The sequence below is a fragment of the Xanthomonas sp. 3307 genome (assembly GCF_014199735.1).
GTDB classification, from domain to species: domain Bacteria; phylum Pseudomonadota; class Gammaproteobacteria; order Xanthomonadales; family Xanthomonadaceae; genus Xanthomonas_A; species Xanthomonas_A rydalmerensis.
On the sequence record NZ_JACHOG010000008.1, the window covers coordinates 164,834 to 191,564 of the forward strand.

27 protein-coding genes are annotated in these 26,731 nt (G+C 70.2%); 8 read left to right on the forward strand and 19 right to left on the reverse strand.

Features of this window, described 5'->3' with window-relative positions; translation table 11 throughout:
• Positions 1-221 precede the first annotated feature (221 nt).
• Positions 222-1,091 (forward strand): IclR family transcriptional regulator C-terminal domain-containing protein, encoded by an 870-nt coding sequence (locus GGR64_RS17665; RefSeq protein ID WP_184647434.1) that lies wholly within the window; start codon positions 222-224, stop codon positions 1,089-1,091.
• Here GGR64_RS17665 and GGR64_RS17670 read toward each other — a convergent pair.
• Positions 985-2,289 carry an MFS transporter gene (locus GGR64_RS17670; protein WP_260303323.1) on the reverse strand — a complete coding sequence of 435 codons (1,305 nt, stop codon included), beginning with the start codon at positions 2,287-2,289 and terminating at the stop codon, positions 985-987. The two genes, GGR64_RS17665 and GGR64_RS17670, sit on opposite strands and share 107 nt — an antisense overlap.
• A gap of 105 nt (positions 2,290-2,394) precedes the next feature.
• Here GGR64_RS17670 and GGR64_RS17675 point away from each other — a divergent pair, with 105 nt between their 5' ends.
• Positions 2,395-2,841: a helix-turn-helix domain-containing protein gene (locus GGR64_RS17675; RefSeq protein ID WP_184647435.1), complete on the forward strand. Its 447-nt coding sequence runs from the start codon at positions 2,395-2,397 to the stop codon at positions 2,839-2,841.
• Positions 2,842-2,858: 17 nt separating this feature from the next.
• Here the strand turns inward: GGR64_RS17675 and pcaC are convergent, their stop codons facing one another.
• The 8 genes from pcaC to GGR64_RS17715 form a co-directional block, all read right to left on the reverse strand.
• Positions 2,859-3,251 (reverse strand): 4-carboxymuconolactone decarboxylase, encoded by a 393-nt coding sequence (pcaC, locus tag GGR64_RS17680; RefSeq protein WP_152235697.1) that lies wholly within the window; start codon positions 3,249-3,251, stop codon positions 2,859-2,861.
• A 39-nt stretch (positions 3,252-3,290) separates the two neighbouring features.
• Positions 3,291-4,070 carry a 3-oxoadipate enol-lactonase gene (gene pcaD / locus GGR64_RS17685; protein WP_184647437.1) on the reverse strand — a complete coding sequence of 260 codons (780 nt, stop codon included), beginning with the start codon at positions 4,068-4,070 and terminating at the stop codon, positions 3,291-3,293.
• Positions 4,071-4,182: 112 nt separating this feature from the next.
• The gene (locus GGR64_RS17690; RefSeq protein ID WP_184647439.1) at positions 4,183-5,535 is read right to left on the reverse strand and encodes a 3-carboxy-cis,cis-muconate cycloisomerase; all 1,353 of its coding nucleotides are present in this window, start codon (positions 5,533-5,535) and stop codon (positions 4,183-4,185) included.
• Positions 5,536-5,602: 67 nt separating this feature from the next.
• On the reverse strand, positions 5,603-6,160 hold the full coding sequence (pcaG, locus tag GGR64_RS17695; RefSeq protein ID WP_184647441.1) for a protocatechuate 3,4-dioxygenase subunit alpha: 558 nt from the start codon (positions 6,158-6,160) through the stop codon (positions 5,603-5,605).
• A 4-nt stretch (positions 6,161-6,164) separates the two neighbouring features.
• Positions 6,165-6,884 carry a protocatechuate 3,4-dioxygenase subunit beta gene (gene pcaH / locus GGR64_RS17700; protein WP_184647443.1) on the reverse strand — a complete coding sequence of 240 codons (720 nt, stop codon included), beginning with the start codon at positions 6,882-6,884 and terminating at the stop codon, positions 6,165-6,167.
• Between the two features lie 85 nt (positions 6,885-6,969).
• A complete protein-coding gene (pcaF, locus tag GGR64_RS17705; RefSeq protein WP_184449895.1) occupies positions 6,970-8,178 on the reverse strand; it encodes a 3-oxoadipyl-CoA thiolase in 1,209 nt (402 codons plus the stop codon).
• On the reverse strand, positions 8,175-8,846 hold the full coding sequence (locus GGR64_RS17710; protein ID WP_184449893.1) for a 3-oxoacid CoA-transferase subunit B: 672 nt from the start codon (positions 8,844-8,846) through the stop codon (positions 8,175-8,177). The genes pcaF and GGR64_RS17710 overlap by 4 nt, the downstream gene beginning before the upstream one ends.
• Complete coding sequence (locus tag GGR64_RS17715) at positions 8,834-9,523, reverse strand: 3-oxoacid CoA-transferase subunit A (protein WP_160964546.1); 690 nt, start codon at positions 9,521-9,523, stop codon at positions 8,834-8,836. The genes GGR64_RS17710 and GGR64_RS17715 overlap by 13 nt, the downstream gene beginning before the upstream one ends.
• A 326-nt stretch (positions 9,524-9,849) precedes the next feature.
• Between GGR64_RS17715 and GGR64_RS17720 the strand changes: the two genes are divergently transcribed.
• From GGR64_RS17720 to GGR64_RS17730, 3 genes are read left to right on the forward strand one after another with little or no spacing between them, the layout of a single operon-like run.
• Positions 9,850-10,926, forward strand: coding sequence for an aromatic ring-hydroxylating dioxygenase subunit alpha (locus GGR64_RS17720; RefSeq protein WP_184647446.1), 1,077 nt, complete (start codon positions 9,850-9,852; stop codon positions 10,924-10,926).
• A 26-nt stretch (positions 10,927-10,952) separates the two neighbouring features.
• Complete coding sequence (locus tag GGR64_RS17725) at positions 10,953-11,702, forward strand: GntR family transcriptional regulator (RefSeq protein WP_184647448.1); 750 nt, start codon at positions 10,953-10,955, stop codon at positions 11,700-11,702.
• Positions 11,703-11,753: 51 nt separating this feature from the next.
• Positions 11,754-12,737 (forward strand): PDR/VanB family oxidoreductase, encoded by a 984-nt coding sequence (locus GGR64_RS17730; protein ID WP_184647450.1) that lies wholly within the window; start codon positions 11,754-11,756, stop codon positions 12,735-12,737.
• Between the two features lie 90 nt (positions 12,738-12,827).
• On the opposite strand, the gene GGR64_RS17735 is transcribed toward GGR64_RS17730, so the two are convergent.
• Positions 12,828-13,316, reverse strand: coding sequence for a nuclear transport factor 2 family protein (locus GGR64_RS17735; protein WP_184647452.1), 489 nt, complete (start codon positions 13,314-13,316; stop codon positions 12,828-12,830).
• Positions 13,317-13,345: 29 nt separating this feature from the next.
• Between GGR64_RS17735 and GGR64_RS17740 the strand changes: the two genes are divergently transcribed.
• Positions 13,346-13,675 carry a hypothetical protein gene (locus GGR64_RS17740; RefSeq protein ID WP_184647455.1) on the forward strand — a complete coding sequence of 110 codons (330 nt, stop codon included), beginning with the start codon at positions 13,346-13,348 and terminating at the stop codon, positions 13,673-13,675.
• An 89-nt stretch (positions 13,676-13,764) separates the two neighbouring features.
• Here GGR64_RS17740 and pobA read toward each other — a convergent pair whose 3' ends face one another.
• On the reverse strand, positions 13,765-14,943 hold the full coding sequence (gene pobA, locus GGR64_RS17745) for a 4-hydroxybenzoate 3-monooxygenase (RefSeq protein WP_184647457.1): 1,179 nt from the start codon (positions 14,941-14,943) through the stop codon (positions 13,765-13,767).
• A 93-nt stretch (positions 14,944-15,036) separates the two neighbouring features.
• Here pobA and GGR64_RS17750 point away from each other — a divergent pair, with 93 nt between their 5' ends.
• Positions 15,037-15,936 (forward strand): helix-turn-helix domain-containing protein, encoded by a 900-nt coding sequence (locus tag GGR64_RS17750; RefSeq protein ID WP_184647459.1) that lies wholly within the window; start codon positions 15,037-15,039, stop codon positions 15,934-15,936.
• A gap of 302 nt (positions 15,937-16,238) precedes the next feature.
• Here GGR64_RS17750 and GGR64_RS17755 read toward each other — a convergent pair whose 3' ends face one another.
• From GGR64_RS17755 to GGR64_RS17790, 8 genes are all read right to left on the reverse strand, one after another.
• Positions 16,239-17,708 carry a benzaldehyde dehydrogenase gene (locus GGR64_RS17755; RefSeq protein WP_184647461.1) on the reverse strand — a complete coding sequence of 490 codons (1,470 nt, stop codon included), beginning with the start codon at positions 17,706-17,708 and terminating at the stop codon, positions 16,239-16,241.
• Positions 17,709-17,745: 37 nt separating this feature from the next.
• Positions 17,746-18,513 carry a coniferyl-alcohol dehydrogenase gene (locus GGR64_RS17760; protein WP_184647463.1) on the reverse strand — a complete coding sequence of 256 codons (768 nt, stop codon included), beginning with the start codon at positions 18,511-18,513 and terminating at the stop codon, positions 17,746-17,748.
• 30 nt (positions 18,514-18,543) lie between these two features.
• Positions 18,544-19,506: a transporter gene (locus GGR64_RS17765; RefSeq protein ID WP_184647501.1), complete on the reverse strand. Its 963-nt coding sequence runs from the start codon at positions 19,504-19,506 to the stop codon at positions 18,544-18,546.
• A gap of 241 nt (positions 19,507-19,747) precedes the next feature.
• Entirely contained in the window at positions 19,748-20,221 is a 474-nt protein-coding gene (locus GGR64_RS17770; protein ID WP_184647503.1) for a MarR family transcriptional regulator, read from the reverse strand.
• Between the two features lie 138 nt (positions 20,222-20,359).
• On the reverse strand, positions 20,360-21,682 hold the full coding sequence (locus GGR64_RS17775; protein ID WP_184647465.1) for an MFS transporter: 1,323 nt from the start codon (positions 21,680-21,682) through the stop codon (positions 20,360-20,362).
• 14 nt (positions 21,683-21,696) lie between these two features.
• Complete coding sequence (locus GGR64_RS17780) at positions 21,697-23,103, reverse strand: alginate export family protein (protein WP_221236272.1); 1,407 nt, start codon at positions 23,101-23,103, stop codon at positions 21,697-21,699.
• Between the two features lie 79 nt (positions 23,104-23,182).
• Positions 23,183-25,045: a feruloyl-CoA synthase gene (locus GGR64_RS17785; protein WP_184647467.1), complete on the reverse strand. Its 1,863-nt coding sequence runs from the start codon at positions 25,043-25,045 to the stop codon at positions 23,183-23,185.
• A gap of 80 nt (positions 25,046-25,125) precedes the next feature.
• Positions 25,126-25,956 (reverse strand): p-hydroxycinnamoyl CoA hydratase/lyase, encoded by an 831-nt coding sequence (locus GGR64_RS17790; protein ID WP_184647469.1) that lies wholly within the window; start codon positions 25,954-25,956, stop codon positions 25,126-25,128.
• A gap of 311 nt (positions 25,957-26,267) precedes the next feature.
• Between GGR64_RS17790 and GGR64_RS17795 the strand changes: the two genes are divergently transcribed.
• A complete protein-coding gene (locus GGR64_RS17795) occupies positions 26,268-26,597 on the forward strand; it encodes a hypothetical protein (RefSeq protein WP_184647471.1) in 330 nt (109 codons plus the stop codon).
• The last annotated feature ends 134 nt before the right edge of the window (positions 26,598-26,731 follow it).

Genomic DNA, 26,731 nt, shown 5'->3' on the forward strand with positions numbered 1-26,731 from the left:
GAGCAAAGAAAAGTAACTCGCCCGTAAGGGCGAAAGCCTTTGCTTTCGCTTGAGATTTGCGTGTCGGACGAAAAAGAACCGTAGGAGCGGCTGCCGCAGCGCCCATCTGCTTCATGACGGGGGACGATCGCCTTGCGCCTGGCGCCCTCGACCACACCCCAGCATCGACGCCCGCGAATACAGCCACTACCATCGGACGCATCGCCGCCGCCGCCGCTTCCATGTCCGATTCCCCGCGTCCCCCTCGCGCACGCCGCACCGCGCGCGCCGCCACCGCTCCCACCCCGCCCGAGCGCGGCCTGGCCGCGGAACTGATGCGGCGCATCGGCGAATGCGAAGGCGACCCGAACTTCATGACCTCGCTGGCGCGCGGCTTGGCCGTGCTCAGCGCCTTCGGCCAGCACAGCCGCGATGTCAGCATGGCCCAGCTCAGCGCCGACACCGGCATCCCGCGCGCGGCGGTGCGGCGCGTGCTGTACACGCTGGAGAAGCTCGGTTACGCCGGCACCCATGGCCGCGGCTACGTGCTGTTGCCGCGCGCGCTGGGCATCGGCAGCGGCTACCTGTCCACCGCCGCCCTGTCGGTGGCGGCGCAGCCGGTGCTGGACGCACTGCGCGACACCCTGCACGAGTCCTGTTCGCTGGGCGTACTCGACGGCGACGACCTGCTGTACGTGGCGCGGGCGGAGACGGTGCGGATCATGTCGATCGGCCTGCGCGCCGGCAGCCGCCTGCCGGCCTACTGCACGTCGATGGGCCGGGTGCTGCTGGCGGCGCAGCCGGGCGACACCTTGAACAGCTACCTGGAGCGCAACCCGCTGCGTCCGCGCACCGAACGCACCGTCACCGACCGCGCGCAGTTCCAGGCCCTGCTCGAGCGTGTGCAGCGCGACGGCCATGCGGTGGTGGACCAGGAACTGGAGATCGGCCTGCGTTCGGTGGCGGTGCCGGTGCGCAACCGCCAGGACCGTGTGGTCGCCGCGCTCAACGTCGGCAGCTCGGTGGCGCGCATGACCCTGGGCAGCCTGCAGAGCACGGTGCTGCCGGCGCTGCGGCATGCGGCGCAGCAGTTGAGCCGGGTGCTGGACTGAGCGCCACCGAGGCCGCGCCGACCCGCCGCGTCGCCCACCAGAACAGCAACGCCAGCAGGCTGACCGCCGCCCCCAGGCGACACACGCCCGCCCAGCCGGCCTGCGCGTAGGTCGCGGTCGTCGCGATCGCGCCCAGTCCGCTGCCCACCGCGTAGAACAGCATGTACAGGCCGATCAACCGGCCGTGCGCCTGCGGCCGGCGACGCAGGATCATGCTCTGGCTGGTGACGTGCAGCGCCTGCCCGGCCAGGTCGAGCAGGACGATTCCCAGCACCAGCGCGGCGAGCGACTGCGGCAACTGCGACAACGGCCACCACGCCAGCACCAACACCACCAGCGCCGCGGCGCTGGTGCGCTGGGCATGGCCGCGGTCGGCCCAGTGCCCGGCGCGCGCGGCCGCCAGCGCCCCGACCACGCCGACCAGGCCGAAGGCGCCGATGGCAAGGTGCGAGAACGCATAGGGCGGCGCGCGCAGCGGCAGCACCAGCGCGCTCCAGAAGATGTTGAACGCCGCGAACATCAGCAGCGCCAGCACGCCACGTACCTGCAGCACGCGCTCCTGCCGCAGCAGCGTCAGCATGGACATGATCAGGCGCGGATAGGGCAGCGGTTGCGGCGGCACCGGCAGCACCGGCAACCAGCGCCACAGCGGCCACGCGAGCGCCAGCATCAGCACCGCGGCGCCGGCATAGACCCCGCGCCAGCCGGCCAGTTCGCTGACCCCGCCGGCAAACACCCGCGCCAGCAACAGGCCGATGAACACACCGCCCTGCGCCGCACCGACCACCCGCCCTTGCTCCTGCGGCGCCGCGGCGCTGGCGGCGTAGGCGATCAAGCCCTGGGTCATCGCCGTGCCCAGCAGGCCGACGGCGAGCATGCCGGCCAGCAACGCCGGCGCCGACCGCGCCACGCTCACCACGACCAGCGCCGCGACCAGCCCCAGCGCCTGCACCGTCATCAGGCGGCGGCGCTCCACCAGGTCGCCCAGCGGCACCAGCAACAGCAGGGCCAGCGCGCAGCCGATCTGGGCCGCGCTGACCACGCCGCCCACCGCCGCCGGGCGGATGCCGAAGTCGGCCGCCAGCGCATCCAGCAGCGGCTGCGCGTAGTAGACGTTGGCCACGCTCAGGCCGCTGGCGATGGCGAACAGCCAGACCAGGCGCCGCGGCATGGCGGGCGCAGCGGTGACGGATTGCATGATCGATGGCTTGCCTGTTCCGGTTTCAAAACGAAACCTGTTCCAGGCTAGGCCGATAGGTTTTAAAATGCAACCACTACCGCCGAGCGCCTGCCAGGAACGCCGATGCCGTCCCGCCCTGCCCTGCCCGCTTCGCCCTGCCCGGTGGCGCGCAGCGCCGACCTGATCGGCGACCGCTGGTCGCTGCTGATCGTGCGCGATGCCTTCGATGGCGTGCGTCGCTTCGGCGACTTCCAGCGCAGCCTGGGCATGGCGCGCAACATCCTGGCCGACCGGCTGCGCAAGCTGGTCGAAGCCGGCATTCTGGAGACGCGCGAGGCGTCCGACGGCAGCGCCTACCGCGAGTACGCGCTGAGCGCCAAGGGCGAGGACCTGTTCGCGATGGTGCTGGCGCTGCGGCAGTGGGGCGAACGGCATCTGTTCGACCACGGCGAGCGCCATTCGGTGCTGATCGACACGCGCAGCGGCAAGCCGGTCGCGCGCATGCAGCCGCGCGCCGCCGACGGCACGCGGCTGCGCCCGGCCGACACCGAAGTGCGTAAGGTGCGCTGAGCGGAGCGCTGCGCGCTCTAGGCGCCGCCCTCGGCGGCCTGCTCGGCCAGGATCGGTGCGGCCAGGGCGAAGGCATGGTTGGCCGCGGGCACGCCGCAATAGATCGCCGCCTGCAGCAGCACTTCCTTGATCTCGTCGGCGCTGACGCCGTTGTTACGCGCGGCACGCACGTGCAGCTTGAACTCCTCGTCGTGGCCGCGCGCCACCATCATCGCCAGGGTCAGCAGCGAACGCGTGTGCCGCGGCAGGCCCTCGCGGGTCCACACCGTGCCCCAGGCGGTGCGGGTGATGAACTCCTGGAACTCCTCGGTGAACGGCGTGCGCGCGGCCAGCGAGCGATCGACGTGGGCATCGCCGAGCACCGCGCGGCGCACCTGCAGGCCGGCGGCGTAACGTTCGTTCTCGTCCATCGGGTCGACTCCTGAAACGTAGGGAAAAGGCAGGCGCGGCTACTGCAGCAGGAAGCGCAGCAGCGCGTCGTTGAAGGCGTGTGGCGACTCCACGTTGCACAGGTGGCGGCCATGCACCTCGGCGTCCTCGCCCTGCGCCACCTGCGCGGCGATGGCCTGCAACTCGGCCGGCGGACACACCGGATCGTCGTGCCCGGCCACGGCCAGCACCGGCACGCGGATCTCGCCCAGGCGCTCGCGGAAGTCGGCCTCGGCCAGCGCCTGGCAGCAGCCGATGTAGGCCTGCGCGTCGGTGGCGCGGAAGCTGTCCAGGATCGCCTCGACGGTGGCCGGCTGCGCCTCGGCGAAGGCCGGGGTGAACCAGCGCGTGCGGGTGCCCTCGCACAGCGGCGCCAGGCCCTCGGCGCGGACCTGGTCGATGCGCGCCTGCCAGCTCTCGGCGCTGCCGATCCTGGCCGCGGTGGCGCACAGGGTCAGGCTGAGCAGGCGCTCGCCGGCGTGCAGGCCCAGCCACTGCCCGGTCAGCCCGCCGATCGACAGGCCGCAGAAATGGCTGCGTTCGATCGACAGCGCATCCCAGAGCGCCAGCACGTCGCCGCCGAGATCGGCCATGGCGTACGGCGCCGGCGCGGCGGTGGAGGCGCCGTGGCCGCGACGGTCGTAGCGCAGCACGCGGAAATGCGGCGCCAGCGCCGCGATCTGCGCGTCCCACATGTGCAGGTCGGTGCCGAGCGAATTGCACAGGGTCAGCCACGGACGGCCTTCGCTGCCGTCGATGCGGTAATGCAGACGATGCGTGGGCAGGTCGAGGATCGGCATGGTCGGCGCTCGCTTGGAAGATGGATTGGGCCGCCACGGCATGGAACCGCGCGGCACCGGCAAGTCTAGAACGTGTCGCCGACGCTGCGGCAGACAGGCACGGCGCGGCGGCTCACGCGTGCGCCTGCGCGGCGAGCACGCGCTCGATCCACACCGTGGCCATGCCGCGCCAACTGTCGCTGGCGAACAGCGCATCCAGATCCGCCGGCGCCAGCACCGCGCTCACCTGCGGCTCCTCGGCCAGCACCGCGCGCAGGTGCTGCTGCGTGGCCAGCGCGCGGCGCACCGCCGTTTCCACCAGCGCGTGCGCGGCGGCCTTTCCCAAGTGCGCGGCCAGGGTCACCGCCACCGCCTCGGCGTAGAGCAGGCCACCGTGGCTGTCCAGATGTGCGGCCATGCGCGCCCGGTCCAGTTCCAGGCCCTCGACCAGCACCCGCACTTGGGCCAAGCTGCCGGCGCTCAGCCGCACCAGTTCCGGCAGGGTTTCCCATTCGGCGTGCCAGCCGCCGACCGCGCGCTCGTGTTCCTGCGGCAGCGCCGCGAACAAGGTCGCCAGCAGGCCGGGCGCCCGCGTGGCCGCGGCGATGGCGACCACGCAGCCGACCGGATTGCGCTTGTGCGGCATCGCCGAGGAGCCGCCCTTGCCTGCCGCGGCGGGTTCGAACGCCTCGGCCACTTCCGACTGCATCAGCAGGGCGACGTCGCGGCCGATCTTGCCGAGGCTGCCGGCCAGCAGCGCGAACGCCGCGCCGATCTCGCCGATGCGGTCGCGCGCCGCGTGCCAGGGCAGCGCCGGCAGCGGCAGGCGCAGTTCCGCGGCCAGCGCCTCGGCCACGGCCAGGCCCTGCGACTGCAGCGCGGCCAGGGTGCCGGCGGCGCCGCCGAACTGCAGCACCAACGCATCCTCGCGCAGCGCCTGCAGGCGCCGGCGGCTGCGCTGCAGCGCGTCCAGCCAGCCCGCCGCCTTCAACCCGAAGGTCACCGGCACCGCCTGCTGCAACAGGGTGCGCCCGGGCAGGCCGGTGTCGCGCTCGCGCTGCGCCAGTGCCGCCAGCGCCGCGCACAGCGCGTCCAGTTGCGCCTCCACGCGGTCGAGCGCGGCGCGCAGCTGCAGCACCGCGCCGCTGTCGATGACGTCCTGGCTGGTCGCGCCCCAGTGCACCCAGCGCGCGGCGTCTTCATCGGCGGCGGCGACCTGGGCGGTGAGCGCCTTGACCAGGGGGATCGCCGGATTGCCGGCCAGCGCGGTGGCGGCGGCGAGCGCGGCCACGTCGTAGCGCGCGGCATCGCAGGCGGCGGCGATCGGTGCCGCCGCGCTGGCCGGGATCACCCCGCAGCGCGCCTGTGCGCGCGCCAGCGCCGCTTCCACGTCGAGCATGGCCTGCAGGCGGGCGCGATCGTCGAACGCCGCATCGACGATCGGATCGCCGAACAATGGACGCAACAGGGACTCGGACACGCTCATCGGTTCGTCCGCGGTGGAGAGGTCAAGCAGGGTAACCGCTGCGGCCTGTGCAACATGTCTGTCGCGCTCAATAGCGGAAGAACACGGTCTCGTGCTCGCCCTGCATGCGCACGTCCCACTGGTAGCGGTGCGCCGCCAGCGGTTGCGCGATCAGGGTGGCGCGGCGCTCGGCCGGCACCTGTGCCAGGATCGCGTCGCCGTCCAGGTCGTCGTCGCCGAAGTACAGCCGCGTCGGCGCGGCACGCAGCAGGCCGCGCATGAACACCAGCACCACCAGGTGCGGCGCCTGCAGGCCCTTGGGCCCGGCGACACGGCCGGGCTTGACCGTGCGGAAGGCGAAACGGCCCTGCGCGTCGGTCGGCACCCGGCCCCAGCCGTGGAAGGCCGGATCGTGCTCGCCGCGGCGCGGATCGGCGGCATGGTCGTAGATGCCGGCGGCATCGGCCTGCCAGATCTCCAGCAGCGCATCGCCCACCGGCGCACCGTTGCCGTCGAACACGCTGCCGGCGATTTCCACGTGAGTGCCCTGCGCCTGCGCCGGCGCGACCTCGGTGCGGTACAGCGGCTCCAGCCCGATACGGTAGTAGGGGCCGACCGTCTGCGAAGGGGTTGCCTGGAAACTCATCGCCTCACTCCCAAGGGGTCTGCTTGCGTCCGCGCAGGACGATGTCGAACCGGTAGCCCAGCGCGAACTCGTTGGCGGTGTTCTCCCAGTCGAACGCCGAGACCATGCGCTCGCGCGCCTTGGGATCCTCCACGCAGTTGAAGATCGGGTCGAACGCCAGCAACGGATCGCCGGGGAAATACATCTGCGTGACCAGGCGCTGGCCGATGCCGTCGCCGTGCAGCGAGAAGTGGATGTGCGCCGGGCGCCAGGCGTTGTAGTGGTTGCGCCACGGATACGCGCCCGGCTTGATGGTGGTGAAGCGGTAGCGGCCGTGGTCGTCGGTCAGCACCTGGCCGGTGCCGGTGAAGTTGGGATCCAGTGGCGCGTCGTGCTGGTCGCCGGCATGCAGGTAGCGGCCGGCGGCGTTGCACTGCCACACCTCGACCACGCTGTTGCGCACCGGCTTGCCGTTCTCGTCGAGCAGGCGCCCGCTGACGATGATGCGCTCGCCCAACGGCGCGCCGGGGAAGCCGGCGGTGAGATCGGCCGCATGGTCGCCCAGGGTGGTGCGGTCCAGGGTCGGGCCGGTAGCCTCGGACAGGGTCAGCGGAATCGCGATCGGATCGCGGGTCGGGCCACGCGCGCCGGTGGAGGCGTAGGGCGGATGCAGATAGGCCGGTTGCGTGCCCGGGTACGGGCGGCGATAGCCGAGCAGGGGATCGATGGGGGTGTCGTCGTGCATCGTGCGGTCTCGCTGGCTCCGCGCGGAGCCGGTTGGCTGGAAGAATGATGCAGGCGTGCGGGGCGCAGCGTCGATGGGCGAGCGGCTACAGCCGCTCGATCGCCAGCGCCACGCCCTGGCCGACGCCCACGCACATGGTCGCAAGCCCGCGGCGGCCGCCGCTGGCCTCGAGCTGGCGCAGCAGGGTCAGGGTGAGGCGCGCGCCGCTCATGCCCAGCGGATGGCCGAGCGCGATCGCGCCGCCGTTGGCGTTGACATGGGCGGCATCGTCGGCGACGCCGAGTTCGCGCAGGCACGCCAGGCCCTGCGCGGCGAAGGCTTCGTTGAGTTCGATCGCATCGAAGTCGCCGATGGACAACCCCAGCCGCGCCAGCAGCTTGCGCGTGGCCGGCACCGGGCCGATGCCCATGTACGCTGGCTCCACGCCGGCACTGGCGAAGCCCAGCACGCGTGCGCGCGGCGTCAGGCCCAGCGCCTGCACCTGCGCGGCGCTGGCCAGCAGCAGCGCGGCCGCGCCGTCGTTGATGCCCGAGGCATTGCCGGCGGTGACCGTGCCGGGCTGGCGGAAGATCGGCTTGAGCCTGGCCAGCGCCTCGGGCGTGGTATCGGCGCGCGGATGCTCGTCGACGCTGACCGCGATGGTCTCGCCGCGCTTCCTGCCCGGCGCGGTCACCGGCGTGATCTCGCCGTCGAAGAAACCGGCCGCCTGCGCGGCGGCGGTGCGCTGCTGGCTGCGCAGCGCGAAGGCGTCCTGGTCCTCGCGCGAGATGCCGTGGCGCGCGGCCACGTTCTCGGCGGTCTCGCCCATCAGGTCCACGCCATAGAGCTGCTGCATCTTCGGATTGACGAAGCGCCAGCCCATGGTGGTGTCCTCGAGCTGCTGGTTGCGGGCGAAGGCGCTCTCCGCCTTGCCCATCACCCACGGCGCGCGCGACATCGACTCCACGCCGCCGGCGATGGCCAGGCCGAGCTCGCCGGCGCGCAGCGCGCGCGCCACCGTGCCGACCGCATCCAGGCCCGACCCGCACAGGCGATTGAGCGTGCTGCCCGGCACGCTGCTCGGCAGGCCGGCCAGCAACAGGCTCATGCGCGCGACGTTGCGGTTGTCCTCGCCGGCCTGGTTGGCGCAACCCAGGTAGACGTCGTCGATCTGCGCCGGATCCAGCTGCGGATGCCGCGCCAGCAGCGCTTGCAGCGGCACCGCACCGAGATCGTCCGCACGCACCCCGGCGAGGGCGCCGCCGTAGCGGCCGATCGGCGTGCGGATGCCGTCGATGATGTAGGCCTCGTTCATGCCGCCTCCGTGGAATCGGCCAGGGTCAGCGCCAGCCCGGTGGCCTGGCGCAGGTCGTCCAGGCTCACGCCCTCGACCAGTTCGAGCACGCGCGCGCCGTCCGGCCCGAGCGCGAACACGCCCAGGTCGGTATACACCCGCGACACGCAGCGCAGCCCGGTCAGCGGATAGCTGCACGCGCTCACCAGCTTGGGCTCGCCGCGCTTGGTCAGCAGTTCCATCATCACGTAGACCTGCTTGGCGCCGATCGCCAGATCCATCGCGCCGCCGACCGCGGGGATGGCATCGGCCGCACCGGTGCTCCAGTTGGCCAGGTCGCCATGCACCGACACCTGGAACGCGCCGAGCACGCACACGTCCAGGCGCCCGCTGCGCATCATCGCGAACGAGTCGGCGTGGTGGAAATAGCAACCGCCGGTCAGCAATGTCACCGGCTGCTTGCCGGCGTTGATCAGGTCCAGGTCCTCCTGCCCCGGCGGCGGCGCCGGGCCCATGCCGAGCAGGCCGTTCTCGCTGTGCAGGAAGATCTCCTTGTCCGCCGGCAGGAAGTTGGCCACCGCGGTCGGCAGGCCGATGCCCAGGTTGACGTAGGCGCCCTCGGGGATGTCGCGCGCCACGCGCGCGGCCAGGGCATTGCGGTCGATACCGCGGCTGGTCAGTGCGTGCATGCGTCCTCCTGTGCGGTGGCCACCGCCACCACGCGTTGCACGAAGATGCCCGGGGTCACCACCGCTTCCGGGTCCAGCGCGCCGAGTTCCACCACCTGCTCCACCTGCACGATCGCGCAGGTCGCGGCCATCGCCATCAGCGGGCCGAAGTTGCGCGCGGTCTTGCGGTACACCAGGTTGCCCCAGCGGTCGCCGTGGTGCGCCTTGATCAGCGCGAAATCGGCGCGGATCGGATACTCCAGCACGTAGTGGCGGCCGTCGATCTCGCGGGTCTCCTTGCCGGCGGCCAGCTCGGTGCCGTAGCCGGTGGGGGTGAAGATCGCGCCCAGGCCGTTGCCGGCGGCGTGGATGCGCGCGGCCAGGTTGCCCTGCGGCACCAGTTCCAGTTCCAGCTCGCCGGCGCGGTAGGCCGCGTCGAAGTGCTGCGAGTCGCTCTGTCGCGGGAACGAGCACACGATCTTGCGCACGCGCTTGTGCTTGATCAGCGCGGCCAACCCGGTCTCGCCGTTGCCGGCGTTGTTGTTGACGATGGTCAGCTCGCGTGCGCCCTGCGCGATCAACGCATCGATCAGTGCATCGGGCATGCCCGCGGTGCCGAAGCCGCCGATCATCACCGTGGCGCCATCGTGGATGTCGGCCACCGCGTCGGCGCACGAAGCCAGGGTCTTGTCGATCATCGGCGCCGCTCCGCCGTCGCCGGCCGGGGGCGCAGCGCACGGCGGCGCAGGCGCATTACGGGGTCTGCCACGACATCCTCCTCCAGGTCGCTCCGGGAGGCCACGTTAGGCCGGCACTGACGGGCGGTCAATCCGATTATCGGATGCATAGTTCGATAAACGAACAATTTAACGGAGTAGCAACGGCGCGCCTGCCCCGCCCTGTTGTATACATTCATCCATCGCCGAGCATCGGCGATGGCGCGACAGCCCCAGTACGCCGTTGTGCGCCGCAACACGCAAGGATCATCCCCCAGCCCGTTGTATACACAATCGAGGTCGCCGCCATGCAGTCGTCCGCTTCGGCATTTCCGCTCAATGCCTGGTATGCCATCGCCTGGGATCACGAGGTCAAGCACGCGCTGCTGCCGCGCAAGGTGTGCAACCTGGACATCGTGCTGTACCGCACCAGCAACGGCCGCGTGGCCGCGCTTGAGGACGCCTGCTGGCACCGCCTGGTGCCGCTGTCGATGGGCCGGCTGCGCGGCGACGATGTGGTCTGCGGCTACCACGGCCTGGTCTACGACGCGAACGGGCGCTGCGTGCACATGCCCTCGCAGGACACGATCAATCCTTCCGCCTGCGTGCGCCGCTTCCCTACCGTGGAGCGGCACCGCTACGTCTGGGTGTGGCCCGGCGACGCGGCGTTGGCCGATCCGGCGCTGGTGCCGGACCTGCACTGGAACGACGACCCGGCCTGGGCCGGCGACGGCCGCACCATCCACGTCAAGTGCGACTACCGGCTGGTGCTGGACAACCTGATGGACCTGACCCACGAGACCTTCGTGCACGGCTCCAGCATCGGCCAGGACGAGGTCGCCGAGGCGCCGTTCGACGTGGTCCACGGCGAACGCAGCACGGTGGTCTCGCGCTGGATGCTGGACATCGACCCACCGCCGTTCTGGGCCTGGCAGATCGAACACGCGCACGGCTACCGCGGCAAGGTCGACCGCTGGCAGATCATCCGCTTCGAAGCGCCCTGCACCATCGCCATCGACGTCGGCGTGGCGGTGGCCGGCAGCGGCGCGCCGCAGGGCGACCGCTCGCGCGGGGTCAACGGCTACGTGCTCAACACCATCACCCCGGAAACCGATCGCACCTGCCACTACTTCTGGGCGTTCGCGCGCAATCACTCGCTGCACGAGCAGTCGATCACCACGCGCCTGCGCGATGGCGTCAGCGGCGTGTTCGGCGAGGACGAACTGATACTGGAAGCGCAGCAGCGCGCCATCGATGCGCATCCGGACCACGTGTTCTACAACCTCAACGTCGATGCCGGCGGCATGTGGGCGCGGCGCCTGATCGAGCGCATGATCGCCGCCGAGCAGCGCAGCCAGGACCTGCAGTTGCGCATGGTCGGCTGAGCCCGCCGCACACACAGGAGCCCGCCATGCCGGCCGCACATCCGTTCCGCTCCAGCGCTGCACAGACCACCCGCGCCCTGCTGGAACTGCGCGAGCTGATCCTGGCCGGCGCGCTTGCCGCCGGCGAGCGCCTGTCCGAGGTCGCGCTGGTGGAACGCCTCGGCGCATCGCGTACGCCGGTGCGCGCCGCCCTGCAGCGGCTGGCCGAAGAAGGCCTGGTGCAGCCGCTGCGTGGCGGCGGCTATGCGGTGCAGGCGTTCGACGAGGCGGACGTGGACGACGCCATCGAACTGCGCGGCACCCTGGAAGGTCTGGCCGCGCGCCGTGCCGCCGAGCGCGGTGCCGAGCCGGCTTTGCTGGCGCGGGCACAGGCGCTGCTGGCCCAGATCGACGCCGTCCTGACGACGCGACCGCTGAGCGAGGATGACTTCGCGCGCTATGTCGGCTGCAACGCGCAGTTGCACGCGCTGCTGTTCGAGATGGCCGGCAGTGCGCTGCTCTCGCGCGAGTTCGCGCGGGTCGCGCAGCTGCCGTTCGCCTCGCCCAGCAGCTTCGTGCTCGAGCGCGGCCAGGCCGCCACCGTGCTGTCGATCGCGCAGGACCAGCATCGCCAGGTGCTGGACGCGATCGTGCGCCGCGAGGGCGCGCGCGCCGAAGCGTTGATGCGCGAACACGCGCGGCTGGCACAACGCAACGCCCACCACGCCCTGCACGACCAGAACGCGCTGGGACAGATCCCAGGCAGCCGCCTGCTACGGCGCCGCCCGTCCGCCTGATCGCGGCGCACCTCCTATCCGCCTCACTTTCTACGCCTGCCGGACCCCGCCATGCGCAAAGACACCCAGTGGACCACCGCCCGCGTCGTCGCCGTCGCCACGCCGTGCCAGGACGTGCGCGAGATCGTGCTCGATCCGGGCCGCGCCAGCCGCTCGTTCAGCGTCGGCAGTCACCTCGACGTGCGCGTGCGCATCGGCGAGGCCTGGCACGAACGCTCCTACTCGCTGGTCGGCGAACCTGCCGCCGACGGCCACTACCGCATCGCGGTGCGTGCCGTGCCCGACAGCCGCGGCGGCTCACGCGCGATGTGGACGCTGGCGCCTGGCGACCAACTGGACATTTCCTCGCCCAACAACCACTTCGCGCTGGACGAGACCGCCGAGCACATCGTGCTGGTCGCCGGCGGCATCGGCATCACTCCGATCCTGGGCATGGCGCAACGGCTGGCGCGCGGGCGCATCCCGTTCCAGCTGCTCTACGCCGGCCGCAGCCGCGCCAGCATGGCCTACCTGGAGCACCTGCAGGACCTGCTCGGCGAGCGCCTGCAGCTGTTCTGTCCTGAGCATCTGGGTCAGCTCGAGCTGGCCGCGCAGATCGCGCAGTGGCCACGCAACGCCGACGTCTACGCCTGCGGCCCGCTGCCGCTGCTGGACGAACTGCGGCAACGCTGGCGCGACGACGGCCGTGCCCGCGCGCGTCTGCATTTCGAGACCTTCGGCAACAGCGGCAATGCGCCGGCGCAACCGTTCGTGGTGCAGGTGCCGGCGCTGGGCAAGACCGTGCAGGTCGCCGAGAACGAATCGCTGCTGGATGCGCTGAGCGCGGCCGGCGTGGAAGTCATGGCCGACTGCCGCCGCGGCGAATGCGGCCTGTGCGTGGTCGAGGTGCTGGAGGCCGCCGCGCCGCTGGACCATCGCGACGTGTTCCTCAGCGACGAGCAACGCCACAGCAACCGCAAGCTGTGCGCCTGCGTCTCGCGCGCGCTGGGCGGCAGCCTAAGCATCGATACCGGCTACCGCGCCGACGCGTTCTGACCCGCACGCGCGGCGTCATCCGCACGTCCCGCAGGCGCCGTCCACCGCAGTGGGCGGCGCCTGCGGGTTTTCAACCTCATCCGTGCGGCGTCACTTCGTTGCAGCGTCCCAGTGCTCCTGGATCTTGCCGTTCTGGATGCGGAACATGTCGAACCAGGTGGTGGTGTAGGTCTTGCTGGCGTCCTTGGGATCGGGCAGCGTGCGCACCGACACCAGGGTCACGTAGTCGCCTTCGGCCAGGATCGCCACCAGCGGCAACTGCACCCGCGGCTGGATCGGCGTCGGCTTGACGAACGCCGTCAGGAACGCCAGGAACGCATCGCGGCCGTTGGCCACGGTCGGATTGTGCTGGATGTAGTCCTTGGCCATGTACAGCGGCGCATATTCGGTGTGCCCGGCTTCGAACACGATGCGCCAGAAGTCGTAGACCAGGCGCTTGTTGGCGGTGGTGCGCCAGTCTTCGCCATGCAGCAACTGTTCGTGGTTGGGATTGGCGGTGACCGCGGTCTGCGCGAACGCGGACGCGACCGGGAGCGCAAGCAGCAGCGCCAGCAGACAGGCCTGAAAGCGGATCTTCATGGAAGACTCTCCGATGGGGGAACAGGGGAATGCGCAATGACGCTGCGCGGCCGCGATGCGCGGCAACGTCGGCACCGGCGCGGCTGCAGCGTAGCAATGCGCAGTGGCTGCGCGACGCGGGAAATTACGAAAAACGCGCGGATTTAGCGGCTTTTTTCCTGGTCTGGGAGCATCGCCACAGTTACCTCGACCTCAGAAATGACGCGGTAGCACGCACCCAAATGTTCGTATGCGGTGCCTGCCGCAGCGACGCACTGACGGTCTACGCCGCCGTCGATCCGCTTTTTTCATCGCCGTCATCGATCGCGGTGATAGACAACGTTTCTATCGAGAGTGGGTATTCGGGATTCGGGATTTGAAGAAAGCGAAGACGGGCACGATCGACATGCACAGACTGACTGGGACGCGGCTCGACGAATCCCCAATCCCGATTCCCCAATCCCCGCTCTCAAAGCGCCAACGGCAATCCCGCATAGTTCTCGGCGATGGTGGCACGCCCGGCAGCGCTGCCGAGCAGGTAGTCCAGTTCCGCATCGTGCAGGCGGCGGCTGAACGCGTCTTCGTCCGGGAAGCGATGCAGCATCGTGGTCATCCACCAGGAGAAGCGCTCGGCCTTCCACACACGCTGCAGCGCCAGTTCCGAATAGCGCTGCAGCGGCGCATCGCTGCGCTCCTGCTGCGCCTGCGCGAACAGGTGCGCGAGCAGGCCGACGTCGCCGGCAGCCAGGTTCAGGCCCTTGGCCCCGGTCGGCGGCACGATGTGCGCGGCATCGCCGGCCAGGAACAGGCGGCCGTACTGCATGGGTTCGGCGACATAGCTGCGCAGCGGCGCGATGCTCTTCTCCAACGACGGGCCAGTCACCAGCGCCTGCGCCACGTCGTCGGGCAGGCGGCTGCGCAGTTCGTCCCAGAAGCGATCGTCCGACCAGTCCTCCACCCGCTCGTCCGCCGGCACCTGCACGTAGTAACGGGTGCGGGTGGGCGAACGCATGCTGCACAGGGCGAAGCCGCGCGCGTTGCGCGCATAGATCAGCTCGTCGGCCACCGGCGGGGTGTCGGCCAGTACGCCCAGCCAGCCGAACGGATAGACCCGCTCGTACACGCGCAGCACCTCGGCCGGGATCGCGCGGCGGCTGACCCCGTGGAAGCCGTCGCAGCCGACCACGTAGTCGCAGTCCAGGCGCTGCGTGACACCGTCCTGTACGAAGCTCAGCCAAGGCTGCCGCCCGTCGATGTTATGTAACTGCACATCCTCGACGGAATAGAGTGTGGTGGCGCCGGCCGCTTGGCGTGCGTCCATCAGGTCGCGGGTCACTTCGGTCTGGCCGTAGACGGTGACCGCACGGCCGCCAGTTGCCGCACTCAGTTCGATGCGTTCGCGGCGCTGCTCCAGCGCCAGTTCGAAGCCATGGTGGACGATGCCTTCGCGCTGCATGCGCGCGCCGGCACCGGCGGCGCACAACAGGTCGGCGGTGCCCTGCTCCAGCACACCGGCGCGGATCCGCGACAGCACGTGCTCGGGCGTCTGCCGTTCGACAATGACGGTGTCGATGCCGTGGCCGTGCAGCAACTGCCCGAGCAGCAGTCCGGCCGGGCCGGCGCCGACGATGGCGACCTGGGTACGCATATGTCCTCCAGAGGATGGGACCGACCCACAGTGTTCCGGTTGCAGCGCACCGAGGACATGGATCATCGCGACCGATTCCGGTACTTTTCGCCGATGCCCCGCACTGCTTCCGCCGCTGTCGCGTCGCCCGTCACGGTCCCGGCATTCCGCCTGTACGGCGAGACCGGCGATCGCGAGACACCGGACCTGTTGCACTGGGAATCCATCGCCGCGCGCAGCCGCATGCACGACTGGCATATCCGCCCGCACCGCCACGACGACCTGCTGCAACTGCTGTATCTGCAGCGCGGCAGCGCCGGCCTGCACTTGGACGGAACGCAGCAGCGTCTGCGTGGCCCATGTCTGCTGCTGTTGCCGCCGCTGTGCGTGCACGGCTTCCGCTTCCAGCGCAACGTGCGCGGCCACATCGTGACCGTGTCGGCACCGCTACGGCAGCGCCTGGCGGCGCAGTGGCCGAGTCTGGACGAAGCGCTGGCGCGGCCGCTATGCCTGCCCGCGGGCGACCAGCAACCGATGCTCGATGCCTGCTTCGCCGCCATCGCCGCCGAACACGCGCAACGCCGCCCCGGCCGCGAGCCGATGCTGCAGGCGCTGGCGACCCAGGCCTTGCTATGGGCTGCACGCGGCGCACTGGCACATGTCCATGCCGATCCGCACGATGCCGACCGCGGCGCACGCCATGTGCGCGCCTACACCGCACTGATCGATGCGCACTACCGCGAACACTGGCCGCTGGCCCGCTATGCCGACCGGCTCGGGTTGAGCCGCAGCCATCTCAATGCGCTGTGCCGGCGCCTGGCCGGCGCCTCGGCGCTGGAACTGCTGCAGCGGCGGATCATGCTCGAAGCACGGCGCAGCCTGGTCTACACCACCTTGACCGTGCAGCAGCTTGCCGAGGTCCTGGGTTATGCGGATGCGGCGTATTTCAGCCGCTGCTTCCGCCGGCATGCGGGGTGTTCGCCGATCCAGTTCCGGCAGCGGGCGCAAGGGTGAGCGCGTGGGGGTCGTCGGGACGGCCCGGTCGCGGCTGAAGCCGCTCCTACAAGGATTTACAGGGATATTTCAGCGTCGTCCGGTGTAGGAGCGGCTTCAGCCGCGACGAACGCAGCGGCAATGGTGAATCGCCGCCGAGGCGCCGGGACTGAAGTCCCTCCCACACTGCAGTGCCGGTGCCACACCGACCGCGCAGGCCGCGTACGCCTCGACCTGCACACAACGGAGCAAACGCCGCTCCCTGCACTCACTACGTGCCACCGCATCACCGGGCGCCGATGCAACGCCCGGCGAATCAACACTCAGAACGGATACTGCGGCGCACTGTCCTGGATCGTCACCCACTGCCAGTGCGTGTACTGGCCCCAGTCGGCCGGGCCGCCCATGCTGGTGCCGTTGCCGGAGGCGCCGGTGCCGCCGAACGGGTTGGTCACCTCATCGGCCACGGTCTGGTCGTTGATGTGCAGCAGGCCGGTATGCAGGCGCTCGCCCAGCGCCATCGCGCGGCCGACCGACGCAGACAGAATGCCGGCCGACAGGCCGTATTCGGTCTGGTTGGCCAGCGCCACCGCCTCGTCGTCGCTGTCGAAGGCAATGACATTGGCGACCGGGCCGAACACTTCCTCCTCGAACGCCGGCATGCCCGGCTGCACGTTCGACAGCACCGTGGCCGCGTAGAACAGGCCGTCGTGGGTGCCCCCGGCCTCGATCACCGCGCCCGCCGCCACCGAGGCATCGACCACCTCCTTGACGTGCTGCAGCTGGCGCTGGTCGATGATCGGGCCGAGCGCCACGTGCGCGGTGGCCGGGTCGCCGACCGGCAGGTGCCGCGCTTTCTCGGCCAGGCGGCGGGTCAGCTCCGCGGCGATGCTGCGCTGGACCAGCACGCGGCCGGTGGCCATGCAGATCTGGCCTTGGTGGAAGTACGCGCCGAACGCGATCGCCGACACCGCCTTGTCCAGGTCGGCATCGTCGAGCACGATCAGCGAATTCTTGCCGCCCAGTTCCAGCGCGGTTTTCTTCAGGTGCTTGCCGGCCAGCTCGCCGATGCGGCGGCCGGCGGCGGTGGAACCGGTGAACGCGATCATCGGCACCCCCGGTGCCTCGACCAGCGCCTGGCCGGCGTCGGCGCCACCCGGCAGCACGTGCAGCAGGCCCTTCGGCAGGCCCGCCTGCTGCAGCACTTCGGCAATGACGAAGCCGCCGGCATACGGCGTGCGCGGATCGGGCTTGAGCACCACCGCGTTGCCGACCGCCAGCGCCGGCGCTACCGAACGCAGCGACAGCACCAGCGGGAAATTGAACGGCGAGATCACCCCGACCACGCCCAGCGGCAGGCGCCGCGCCAGGCTCAGCCGGCCGGGCGCGCTCGGCAGCACCTGGCCCTGCGCCTGCAGCGGCATCGCCGCGGCCTGCTGCAGCAGCACGATGGCCTCGCGTACCTCGTGCTCGCCCTTGGGCAGGATGCCGCCGGTCTCGCGGGCGATCAGCGCCGCGGCCGCCGCCGCATGCTGCTGCAATACCTGCGCGGCGCGATGGAACACGGCCGCGCGCTCGCGCGGCGGCGTGGCCGCCCAGGCGCGTTGCGCCTCGCGTGCCTGCGCCACCGCCGCGGTCACGTCGGCCGCATTGGCCTGGCCGACGCGGTGCAACGGCTTGCCGCTACCCGGTTCGATCACTTCGAGGACGCCGCCCTGGGCGGCGACCCACTCGCCGTTGAAGATGCGCTCGCTCCAGGTGGACGCGGCGGCCAGGGGTTCGGTGCTGTGCATGCTGTGTGCTCTCGTGGAAAGAGGAAGAAGAAGTGGTTCAGAGGGCGGTGGCGGCCAGGCCGCCGTCCACCGGCAGGTTGACGCCGTTGATCCAGCGCGCCGCATCGGAGGCCAGGAACACCACCGCCTCGGCGACCTCGTCGGCATAGGCCGGGCGCTTCATCTTGCCGGCGTCGGCCTGGACCCGCTCGGGCCCGAGCATGGTGACGAAATCGCCCAGGATCGGCGTGAACACCGGACCGGGCGCGACGCTGTTGACGCGCACCGAATGCTCGGCGAACCAGTCGCGCGAACGCAGCAGCGTCCACACGATCAGCGCTTCCTTGAAGTACTGGTAGCAGGTCGCCTGCGGCACCGGATGCGCCGCCAGCCAGTCGCTGCCGGCGGCGTAGCTGTCGGCGGCGGCCAGTTGCTTGTGCAGGTCCAGCCGCTGCGGCCACTCGGCGCCGAGAATGGAGGCGATGTTGATGATGCTGCCGCCGGGCGCGATGCGCGGCAGCAACGCCTGGCTGAGGTGGCGCAGGCCCAGGTAGTTGACCTTCGCCACCACGTCCACCGGTGCGGTCCCCGGCACGCCGGCGATGTTGGCCAGCGCGTCGATGCGCTCGGGCAGCTGCGCCACCAGCGCGTCGATCGAGGCCGGATCGCCGAGATCGGCCTGGTGAAAGCCGTGCAGGGTCATGTTGACCGGCTGGCGGTCGATGCCGATCACGGTGGCACCGTGGAAGCGCGCCAGGCGCGCGACCTCGGCGCCGATGCCGGAGGCCACGCCGGTGACGAGGAGGGTCTTGTTATGCAGGTTCATGGCAGCGCGTGTCCGTTGCGGGGTTGGTCGTCAGAAGACGTGGATGTATTGCAGGTTGACGTTGTGGCCGGAAGGCGCGTTCTTGACCTCCACCGGCATGTAGAAGTTGGCGTTGAAGATGTTCTTCTGGTCGATCCGCCACGACAGGCCCGGGCCGAGATAGAACTGGGTCTGCTTGCTGTCGGCGACGCGCTGGCCGTTGGTGCGGTTGTCGCGCAGCTGCTTGAGGTAGTAGCCGTTGATGCCCAGGTGCAGGTCCTTGACCACTTCCAGCGAGCTGGCGAAGTTGAGCCACGCCGCGTCGCCGGCCTGGCCGTTGCGGAACACGAAACCGTCGCCCTGCGGCACGTTGGAGGCCTTGTCGGCGCGGAAGTTGTAGAGGTAGTTGAGCCGTCCGCTGATCTCCCAGCGCGGCGTGGGCAGGATGCTGAAGGCCCAGCTCGGCAACACCGACCAGTAGCCCGAGCCCTGGTTCACGTCGCGGTTGCGGTCGAACTTGCCGATCGGCGCCAGCACATCCAGTTCGAAGCGCTGCGAGAACACCGGGCGGCCATCGCGGATCACCGGCGCCATCTGCAGGTAGGGGCCGATGGTCAGGTCGCCCAGGCCGGCGCCGTTGTCGCGCAGCGCCACCGGGCTGTCGTACGCGAACGAGGTGTCCAGATCGACGAGCGCGGCCAGCGCGGTGATGCCGAGGGAACCACCGAACAGCTTGTAGTCGCTGAGGTAGGCCACCTGGGTCACCCACACCGAGGAGCCGATGTGCGGATCGCGGAACACCGGCACGTCGTCGCCGTGCGCGTCCTTGATCGCGTCTAAGTCGTAGCGGCGCAGGTACTGGATCGCCGTCCAGCCCGGATTGGGTTTGCTGAAACCATCGAAGAAGCTGGTGCCGCCGGTATTGATGCCGGTCGGCAAGGTGGCGCTCTGCGGCACCGATTGCGCTGCGGCGGGCGCGACCCAGGCAATGGTCAGCACGGCGAGCAGGGACAGGCGCGCGCGGGCACGCGACGGCGAGGGGACACGGCGGCGAACACGCTTCACGGGCAGGCACTCCAAGCGAAAGGGGAACGGCGGGGTGCGGGGGGACAGAGACAGGAACGCGAACGGGCGCCGCCGCGCGCAGGGCGCGTCCACGCGGCGACGCGCGCCGTCAGCGGGACGCTGGCGACGGGTCGCGAATCAGTGAAAAAGCGGGGCGGTCGGCGGGAACCAGCCGCGCCGCCGGGGACCGCTACAGACGCTCGAGCGCGTCCAGCCGGTCCAGCGCCTGCAGCAGCGCGCGCGCCGAGGTCGCACCGAGCGCGGTGCCGAGCTGCTGCTCCATGCGCACCACTTCGGCTTCGGCCTGCGCCAGCAGCGCATTGCCAGCGGCGGTCAGATGCAGGTGCTGCATGCGCCGGTCCTGGCGCCCGCGCACCTGCCGCAGCAGTTTGCGCTTGACCAGGCGCGCGACCACGATCGCCAGGTTCGGCGGCGACACGCTCAGCACTTCGCCCAACTGGCGCTGGTTGATGCCGGGGTTGGCGTCCACCAACACCAGCAGCGAATACTCCACCGGCTTCAGTTCGAACACGCGCACGCAATCCTGGAACAGGCGCCGCACCTGCAGTTCTGTCCGGGTGATGCGGTAGCCGATCAGGCTGGTCAGGCGCCGCTGGTCCACGCTGTCCACATGCGGATCGGCGGGCAACGCGCTGCTGGACATCTCGGGACTCGGTTTCGAACTCACTGCGCTTCCTGCATGGGGCATCCTGCGACCAGGTCACGGCGGATGCGCACGCATCCATCGGCGCCGGCCGGCAACACCGTCGCAGCTGCATTGTAGGGGCATGGCCGCGCATGGTCACAACGCCGCGTCCACGCGCCGCAGCAGCGCCCGGTACGGCGCGGCCGCCGTCCACAGGCACAGCGCGCCGAGCAGCGCCGCGCCCATGCACACCACGCCCAGCGACAGGCCGACCTGACGCTCGTCGGCGAGCACGTGGTCGGTGCCCAGCGCCACCAGGAAAGGACCCAGGCCCAGCCCGATCAGGTTGACCAGCAGCAGGTAGATCGAGGTGACCTGGCCGCGCAGCCGGTTCGGGGTGACCGCCTGCAGGATCGCCGGCGCCAGCGCCACCGGCATGCCCAGCACGAACGTGGTCAGCGCGATCGCCGCCAGTGCCGGCCATGGTCCCGGCGCGACCGCGAACAGCGCGCTGCTGATCACCAGCAGGACGGCCCCGACCAGCGAGATCTTCAGCGCCGCATCGCGGTTGCCGCGCGCGGCCAGGCGGTCGGCGAGGAAGCCGCTGAACAGCATGCCGGCGATGCCGAAAGTGAGGATGATGATGCCGTAGGCCGGGCCGATCTCGCCGGGCGTCCACTGCCAGCGGCGGATGAAGGTGGCCGGCAGCCACGCAGTGATGCCGAAGGTGATCATCGCGATCACGCCGTTGGCCAGGAACAGCGCCACGTACACCCGCGCGTTGTCGCGCAGGTGGCTCAGGTCCGGGCGCACGCTGGGCACCGCCGCGGCCTGTTCGCGCCGCGCCGGCTCGCGCACGGTGGCCATCAGCGCGATCACCGCCAGCCCGGGCAGCGCGACCAGGATGAAGGCCGCCTGCCAGGGCCGGAAGCTGCCCAGCAGCGGCAGCACCACCATGCTCTCCTTGCTGGTGGCCGCGATCACCAGGCCGCCGACGATGAACGCCGCCGCCGAACCGATGTAGACGCCGGAGGTGTACACGCTCATCGCCCGCGCACGCTTTTCCGGCGGGAAGTAGTCGGCCAGCATCGAGTACGCCGCCGGCGATAGCGAGGACTCGCCGACACCGACGAACACCCGCGCCAGGAACAGGGTGAAGAAGCTGGTGACGTAGGCACCGGCGGCGGTCGCCGCGATCCACACCACCACGCCGAGCACGATCAGGTTGCGGCGGTTGCGGCGGTCGGCGACGCGACCCAGCATCACCCCGATCAGTGTGTAGAACACCGCGAAGGCGAAGCCGTGGACCAGGCTGAAGGCCGAGTCGGACAACTGCAGGTCGCGCTTGATCGGCTGCACCAGCAGACCCAGGATCTGCCGGTCGACGAAGGACAGCGTGTAGGCCAGCAACAGCACGAGGGTGACGTACCACGCATACAGCGGGCGGTACGGCGCAGACGATGGCAGCGGATCGCGCATGGAAAGGCTCCGGCTCAGAAGCGCAGGGTCAGGAAGGGGGCGATGTAGAAATAGTCGCGGCCGCGCACCGGTCCCTCGCGCAGGAACGGCCCGGCCTGGGTGTAGTGGGCGTACACGTCCAGGCTGGCGAAGGCGTTGAAGCGGTACTTCACCCACAGCACCGAGCGCGTGCCGATGTCGCGTTCGGCGTTGGCGTCGCCCGGCTGCAGCACCCGCCAGCCGGCCGCGTACACGCCGTCGTGCAGGCTCTGCCGTTGCAGCTTCAGCACGTACATGTCGATCCACAGCCGTTCGCTGGGGCGCAGCACCAGTTCCGGGCCGAACGAACGCACGTTGCTGCTGATCATGCTGCCGTCGAACACCGAGGCGCGCGCGTACAGGCCGTTGAAGGTATTGAGTTCGCCATCGCGCGGATCGCGGTCGCCGGAAGACGCCTCCATGCGCCAGCCCAGGCGCGGCGTCCATGCCGTCGCGGCGAAGGTGTAGCCGCCGAACAGCGTGCCCTGCCAGGCGCGCACGCGCTGGGCGGCGAACTGGCCGCGCTGGCCGATCAGCTCCAGGTCGTAGTCCCAGCCCTGCACGGCGCCGCTCAGGCGCGTGGACAAGGTGTGCCGATGCTCCTCGCCGACCACGCCGCCATAGCGCCGCCCGTCCTGCACGGTGTCCAGGTACAGCGTCTCCAGCAGCGCCGCCTTCGGCTGGCTGGGCGCCAGCGGCACTTCGGCGTGCGCGCCCCACAGGCGCTGGTCGCGGTTGCTGCGGTCGTCGAAACTGCCGGTGCGGGTCAGCACCGGGCGCCCCCACAGCAGGCCACCGCTCCAGCGCGGCTGTCGGGTCAGCAGCCGCACCGCGTCGAACGGCATGCGCGAATTGGCCGGGTCGCGCGGGTCGAGCAGGCGCTGCCAGGCATAGGCGATCTGCTGGCGACCGGCGCGCAGGCGCCAGGCCGGCTGCGGCTGTCCGTCGGACAGTTCGACGAAGCCCTGCGCCAGGTCCAGCGGGTTGCGGTCGGTGGCCTGCACCGGCCGCGTCTGCAGGCCGGCGACCCGGCTGTCGGCGAGCTCGCCGAACAGGCGCACATACGCCGAGGGCCGGTAGTCGGCCCACAGCCGCAGGCGCTGCTGCGCGTAGCCGTGCGGATCGGTGGCGAAGCGACCGAAGCCGGCGTGCTCACGGTAGTCGTACAGCGTGCGGCTCTCGCCGCCGAGGCTGAGCCAGCCGTCGCCGAGCGGGATGTACTTCCACTTCTCCCAGCCCTGGCGCGGACGCTCGGCCAACGCCGAATAGTCTTCCTGATCGGCCAGCAGCTTGCCCTGCGGGCCGTCGGGTTCGGCATTGGCCTGGCCGCAGCCGACGCTGCACAGAATTGCCAGGCACACGCTACGGGGCGCACGCCGCGCGCGCGCAAGAGGCACAGTCATCGATTCCCTCCCAAGTCTCGAAGCCAGTGGTGCGAAGAAGCGCGATCCGCCTATGCGGTGCCGCGCCGGGGCGGCCCGGTCATGACGGCGCCGCGACAGCGCCCGGCGCGGTCCCGGCGTAGAGCTGTTCGACCAACGCCGCGCGTGCGCGCAGCACGTTGCGCTGGTTGATCGAACCCTTGTCGGTGATTTCGCCCGCTTCCAGATTCGGCGGCTGCTCCAGCCACGCCGCGCGCGCGACATGGCTGGCGCTGCCGGTGGCGCTGCGGTTGAGCGTGTCCAGCAGCCGCTGCAGCCAGGCGCGCACCGGCGGCGCCTGCAGCACCTGCGCCGCGTCGGCCTGCGCGGGCAGCCCCGACAGCGCCTGCAACGCATCCAGCCGCGGGAACAGCAGCAGGCCGATGGCGTCGCGGTCGGCGCCGGTGACCACCACGTCCTGCACGTAGGCGGCGCCCTCCATCAACACCCGCGTGCGCAACGGGCCGACGCTGACGAACACGCCGGAGGACAGCTTGAAATCCTCGGCCAGGCGTCCGTCGAACAGCAGGCCGCGCTCGGGGTGCTGCGGATCGATCGGCTTGAGCGCATCGCCGGAGCGATAGAACCCTTCTTCGTCGAAGGCCTCGGCGGTCTGCTGCGGCGCGTTCCAGTAGCCGGGCATCACGTGCGGCCCGCGAAAGCGCGCTTCCAGCTTGTCGCCGACCGGCACCAGCTTGACCTCGCAGCCCGGCGCCGGCACGCCGACGTCGCCGGGCGTGTTGCTGGTGCCGTGGGTGAAGGTGCACGACGGCGCGCACTCGGTCATGCCCAGGCCGGCGAGCATGCGGATGCGCTCGCCGCAATGCGCCTCGGCGATGCGTTCCAGGCGGTCCCAGACTTCCTGCGACAGCGCCGCCGCGGCGAAGAAGAACATGCGCATGCGCGACAGGAAGGTCTCGCGCAACGCCGCGTCCTGTTCCAGCGCCTGCGCCAGTTGTTCCCAGCCGCGCGGCACGCTCAGGTACACGGTGGGCGCGATCTCGCGCAGATTGCGCAGGGTCTGCTCGAACAGCGCCGGGGTCGGCTTGCCGTCGTCGAGGTAGAAGCTGCCGCCGTTGTACAGGGCGATGCCGATGTTGTGGCTGCCGCCGAAGGTGTGATTCCACGGCAGCCAGTCGACCAGAACCGGCGTCTCGCCGAGCACCGGGAAGGTCTGCAGCAGCATCTGCTGGTTCGCGCACAGCATGCGCTGGGTGGTGATCACCGCCTTGGGCAGCAGGGTGGACCCGGAGGTGAACAGGAACTTGGCGATGCTGTCCGGGCCGCAGGCGGCGAAGGCGGCATCGGCGGCCTCCAGCGCACGCGGCGCCAGCAGGTCCTCGAAGCGCAGGCAGGCGCGGTCGCGCACCGCACCGCGCACGCACACGGCCGGCACATCCGTGGGAAACACCGCGGCGATGGCGGCGGCGAACGCGTCGCCGTCGCTGGCGAACAGCAGGCCCGGGCGCAGTACTTCAGCCACATGCCGAAGCTTGGCGAAATCGCGCGACAGCAGCGCATAGCCCGGCGACACCGGGCAGTACGGGATGCCGGCGTACATCGCCGCGAATGCCAGTTGCAGGTGCTCCAGATCGTTGCCGGACAGGATCGCCAGCGGCCGATGCGCCGACAGGCCCATGTCCAGCAGATGCGCGGCGATGCGACGGGTGCGCTCGAGCATCTGCGCGTAGCTCAGGCGCCGCCATTGACCATCCTCGTCGCGCTGCGCCACGAAGGTCGCATCGGGGGTGTGCAGCGCCCAATGCTGCAGGCGCTGCAGCAGGTGCCTCGGCAGCGGCGCCAGCGGTTCGCGCGCGCGCAGGCGCAGCACGCCGTCGGCATCGCGGTGGACCTCGGTGTCCGCGTGGCTCAGTCCGACAGGACGGTAGCGCACGGCGGTGGCAACGGACTCAGCGGCATTCATCGGAACCATCCGGAGGAAAGAGACGGTACGGCGTGCGGCAACGCCGCCGCGGCCCCGCGGGCCGCAGGCGACGCGACGGGTCAGCGCTTGTAGGTCTGCAGACCGGGCTTGATGGTTTTGTCGTCCAGGAATTGCTTCAGGCCCTGTTGCCGGCCCTTCTCGGGATCGCGGTGATTGGACTGGTCGACCTTGGCGTACAGATAGTCCTCGTTCTGCTCCCAGGTCAGCTCGCGGCAGCGCTTGAAGCCGTGCTTGGCGAAGCGCAGCACCACCGGATTCTTCTGCTGCAGTTCCTGCGCCAGCTTGGTCACCTCGGCGCGCAGCTGCGCGCGCGGCACGCTGGCGTTGACCAGGCCCATCTGCGCCGCCTCGGTGCCGGTGAAGGTACGCCCGGTCATGATGTAGAGCATGGCGTTGCGGTGGCCCATGGTGTCGGCGACCGCCTTGCTGACCAGGTTGCCCGGGGGAATGCCCCAGTTGATCTCCGACAGCCCGAACACCGCCTCGTCGGCGGCGATGGCCAGGTCGCAGGCCACCAGCGGCGAGAACGCACCGCCGAAGCACCAGCCGTTGACCGCGGCGATGGTCGGCTTGCTGTAGAAGCGCAGCAGGCGCCACTGCCACTGCGAGCAGTCGCGGCGCATGCGCTCCTGCACGATCTCTTCCCTGCCGTCGGTCTCGCGGAAGTATTCCTTCAGATCCATGCCGGCCGACCAGGATTCGCCAGCGCCGGTCAGCACCAGCACCTCGGCGCTGCTGTCCAGTTCCAGCGTCTCCAGCACGTCGATCATTTCGCGATTGAGGGTGGGACTCATCGCGTTGCGCTTGTCCGGCCGGTTCAGGGTGACCCAGGCGATGCCTGCGTCGATCTCGACCTGGACGGTCTGCCAGCGGTCTTGGTAGCTGCTCATGGATAGGCCTGCATGGGGGGAGGGGAGGAAAGATCACTTAGGACTGATAATAGTTATAGATCATCATTATTTCGGCGCAAGCTGCAGTGCAGCATGCCCGGCCGCCGTGACACACGGGCCTCAGGGGACGCCGGAGATGCCTGCAATCAAAGGGCCAAGCGATGCAGGGTGCGGACCATCCCAGCCCGCGACTGGCCCTCAGGCCGACGAAGGCGCGGCTTCACGCCCGGCAAACGCCTCCCTCACGGTCAGCCTTCGTTCATCGGCTAGGATCGGCATCACAGGGGATCGCCGACATCGGAGTGACGTCCATGCACACCGCCTCCGCATTTGCCCAGCCTGCCCATCCTGCGCATCAGCACCGCCACGCCGTCGATCTGGACGCGGAGATGGCGTATTGGCGCCAGGCCCACGCCGAGGGCCGCCTCGGCCATCAGGGTTTCACCGACTACGCGCAGTTGCTGAAGATCGGCTACGACGTGTACCTGGCCTACCCGCGCGCCAGCGAGGCGCAGTTGTACCGCGTGCTGCAGGACGCCTATCACCAGTGCGCGCCGATGCTGTCGGTGCCATGGGACGAGGCGCGCTGGCTGGTGCGGCATGCCTGGCAGCACCTGGTGCATGCGGGGCGTTGTCACTGAAGAGCGCCTCGCGCAGCGGGGCATCTCATCGTCGCCCGTGTAGATACCGTCTTATCCCCTAGCAGGCAAGGCCCCTTTTCGGGTCGAACGCGGTGCCCGATTTGAGGACGCCATAGGCGAGGTGCAGGAGCTTG

Bases quoted from the DNA above. Each gene is read 5' to 3' on its own strand.
- GGR64_RS17665 (WP_184647434.1), top strand. From the start codon at position 222: ATGTCCGATTCCCCGCGTCCCCCTCGCGCACGCCGCACCGCGCGCGCC.
- GGR64_RS17670 (WP_260303323.1), bottom strand. From the start codon at position 2,289: ATGCAATCCGTCACCGCTGCGCCCGCCATGCCGCGGCGCCTGGTCTGG.
- GGR64_RS17675 (WP_184647435.1), top strand. From the start codon at position 2,395: ATGCCGTCCCGCCCTGCCCTGCCCGCTTCGCCCTGCCCGGTGGCGCGC.
- pcaC (WP_152235697.1), bottom strand. From the start codon at position 3,251: ATGGACGAGAACGAACGTTACGCCGCCGGCCTGCAGGTGCGCCGCGCG.
- pcaD (WP_184647437.1), bottom strand. From the start codon at position 4,070: ATGCCGATCCTCGACCTGCCCACGCATCGTCTGCATTACCGCATCGAC.
- GGR64_RS17690 (WP_184647439.1), bottom strand. From the start codon at position 5,535: ATGAGCGTGTCCGAGTCCCTGTTGCGTCCATTGTTCGGCGATCCGATC.
- pcaG (WP_184647441.1), bottom strand. From the start codon at position 6,160: ATGAGTTTCCAGGCAACCCCTTCGCAGACGGTCGGCCCCTACTACCGT.
- pcaH (WP_184647443.1), bottom strand. From the start codon at position 6,884: ATGCACGACGACACCCCCATCGATCCCCTGCTCGGCTATCGCCGCCCG.
- pcaF (WP_184449895.1), bottom strand. From the start codon at position 8,178: ATGAACGAGGCCTACATCATCGACGGCATCCGCACGCCGATCGGCCGC.
- GGR64_RS17710 (WP_184449893.1), bottom strand. From the start codon at position 8,846: ATGCACGCACTGACCAGCCGCGGTATCGACCGCAATGCCCTGGCCGCG.
- GGR64_RS17715 (WP_160964546.1), bottom strand. From the start codon at position 9,523: ATGATCGACAAGACCCTGGCTTCGTGCGCCGACGCGGTGGCCGACATC.
- GGR64_RS17720 (WP_184647446.1), top strand. From the start codon at position 9,850: ATGCAGTCGTCCGCTTCGGCATTTCCGCTCAATGCCTGGTATGCCATC.
- GGR64_RS17725 (WP_184647448.1), top strand. From the start codon at position 10,953: ATGCCGGCCGCACATCCGTTCCGCTCCAGCGCTGCACAGACCACCCGC.
- GGR64_RS17730 (WP_184647450.1), top strand. From the start codon at position 11,754: ATGCGCAAAGACACCCAGTGGACCACCGCCCGCGTCGTCGCCGTCGCC.
- GGR64_RS17735 (WP_184647452.1), bottom strand. From the start codon at position 13,316: ATGAAGATCCGCTTTCAGGCCTGTCTGCTGGCGCTGCTGCTTGCGCTC.
- GGR64_RS17740 (WP_184647455.1), top strand. From the start codon at position 13,346: ATGCGCAATGACGCTGCGCGGCCGCGATGCGCGGCAACGTCGGCACCG.
- pobA (WP_184647457.1), bottom strand. From the start codon at position 14,943: ATGCGTACCCAGGTCGCCATCGTCGGCGCCGGCCCGGCCGGACTGCTG.
- GGR64_RS17750 (WP_184647459.1), top strand. From the start codon at position 15,037: ATGCCCCGCACTGCTTCCGCCGCTGTCGCGTCGCCCGTCACGGTCCCG.
- GGR64_RS17755 (WP_184647461.1), bottom strand. From the start codon at position 17,708: ATGCACAGCACCGAACCCCTGGCCGCCGCGTCCACCTGGAGCGAGCGC.
- GGR64_RS17760 (WP_184647463.1), bottom strand. From the start codon at position 18,513: ATGAACCTGCATAACAAGACCCTCCTCGTCACCGGCGTGGCCTCCGGC.
- GGR64_RS17770 (WP_184647503.1), bottom strand. From the start codon at position 20,221: ATGTCCAGCAGCGCGTTGCCCGCCGATCCGCATGTGGACAGCGTGGAC.
- GGR64_RS17775 (WP_184647465.1), bottom strand. From the start codon at position 21,682: ATGCGCGATCCGCTGCCATCGTCTGCGCCGTACCGCCCGCTGTATGCG.
- GGR64_RS17780 (WP_221236272.1), bottom strand. From the start codon at position 23,103: ATGACTGTGCCTCTTGCGCGCGCGCGGCGTGCGCCCCGTAGCGTGTGC.
- GGR64_RS17785 (WP_184647467.1), bottom strand. From the start codon at position 25,045: ATGAATGCCGCTGAGTCCGTTGCCACCGCCGTGCGCTACCGTCCTGTC.
- GGR64_RS17790 (WP_184647469.1), bottom strand. From the start codon at position 25,956: ATGAGCAGCTACCAAGACCGCTGGCAGACCGTCCAGGTCGAGATCGAC.
- GGR64_RS17795 (WP_184647471.1), top strand. From the start codon at position 26,268: ATGCACACCGCCTCCGCATTTGCCCAGCCTGCCCATCCTGCGCATCAG.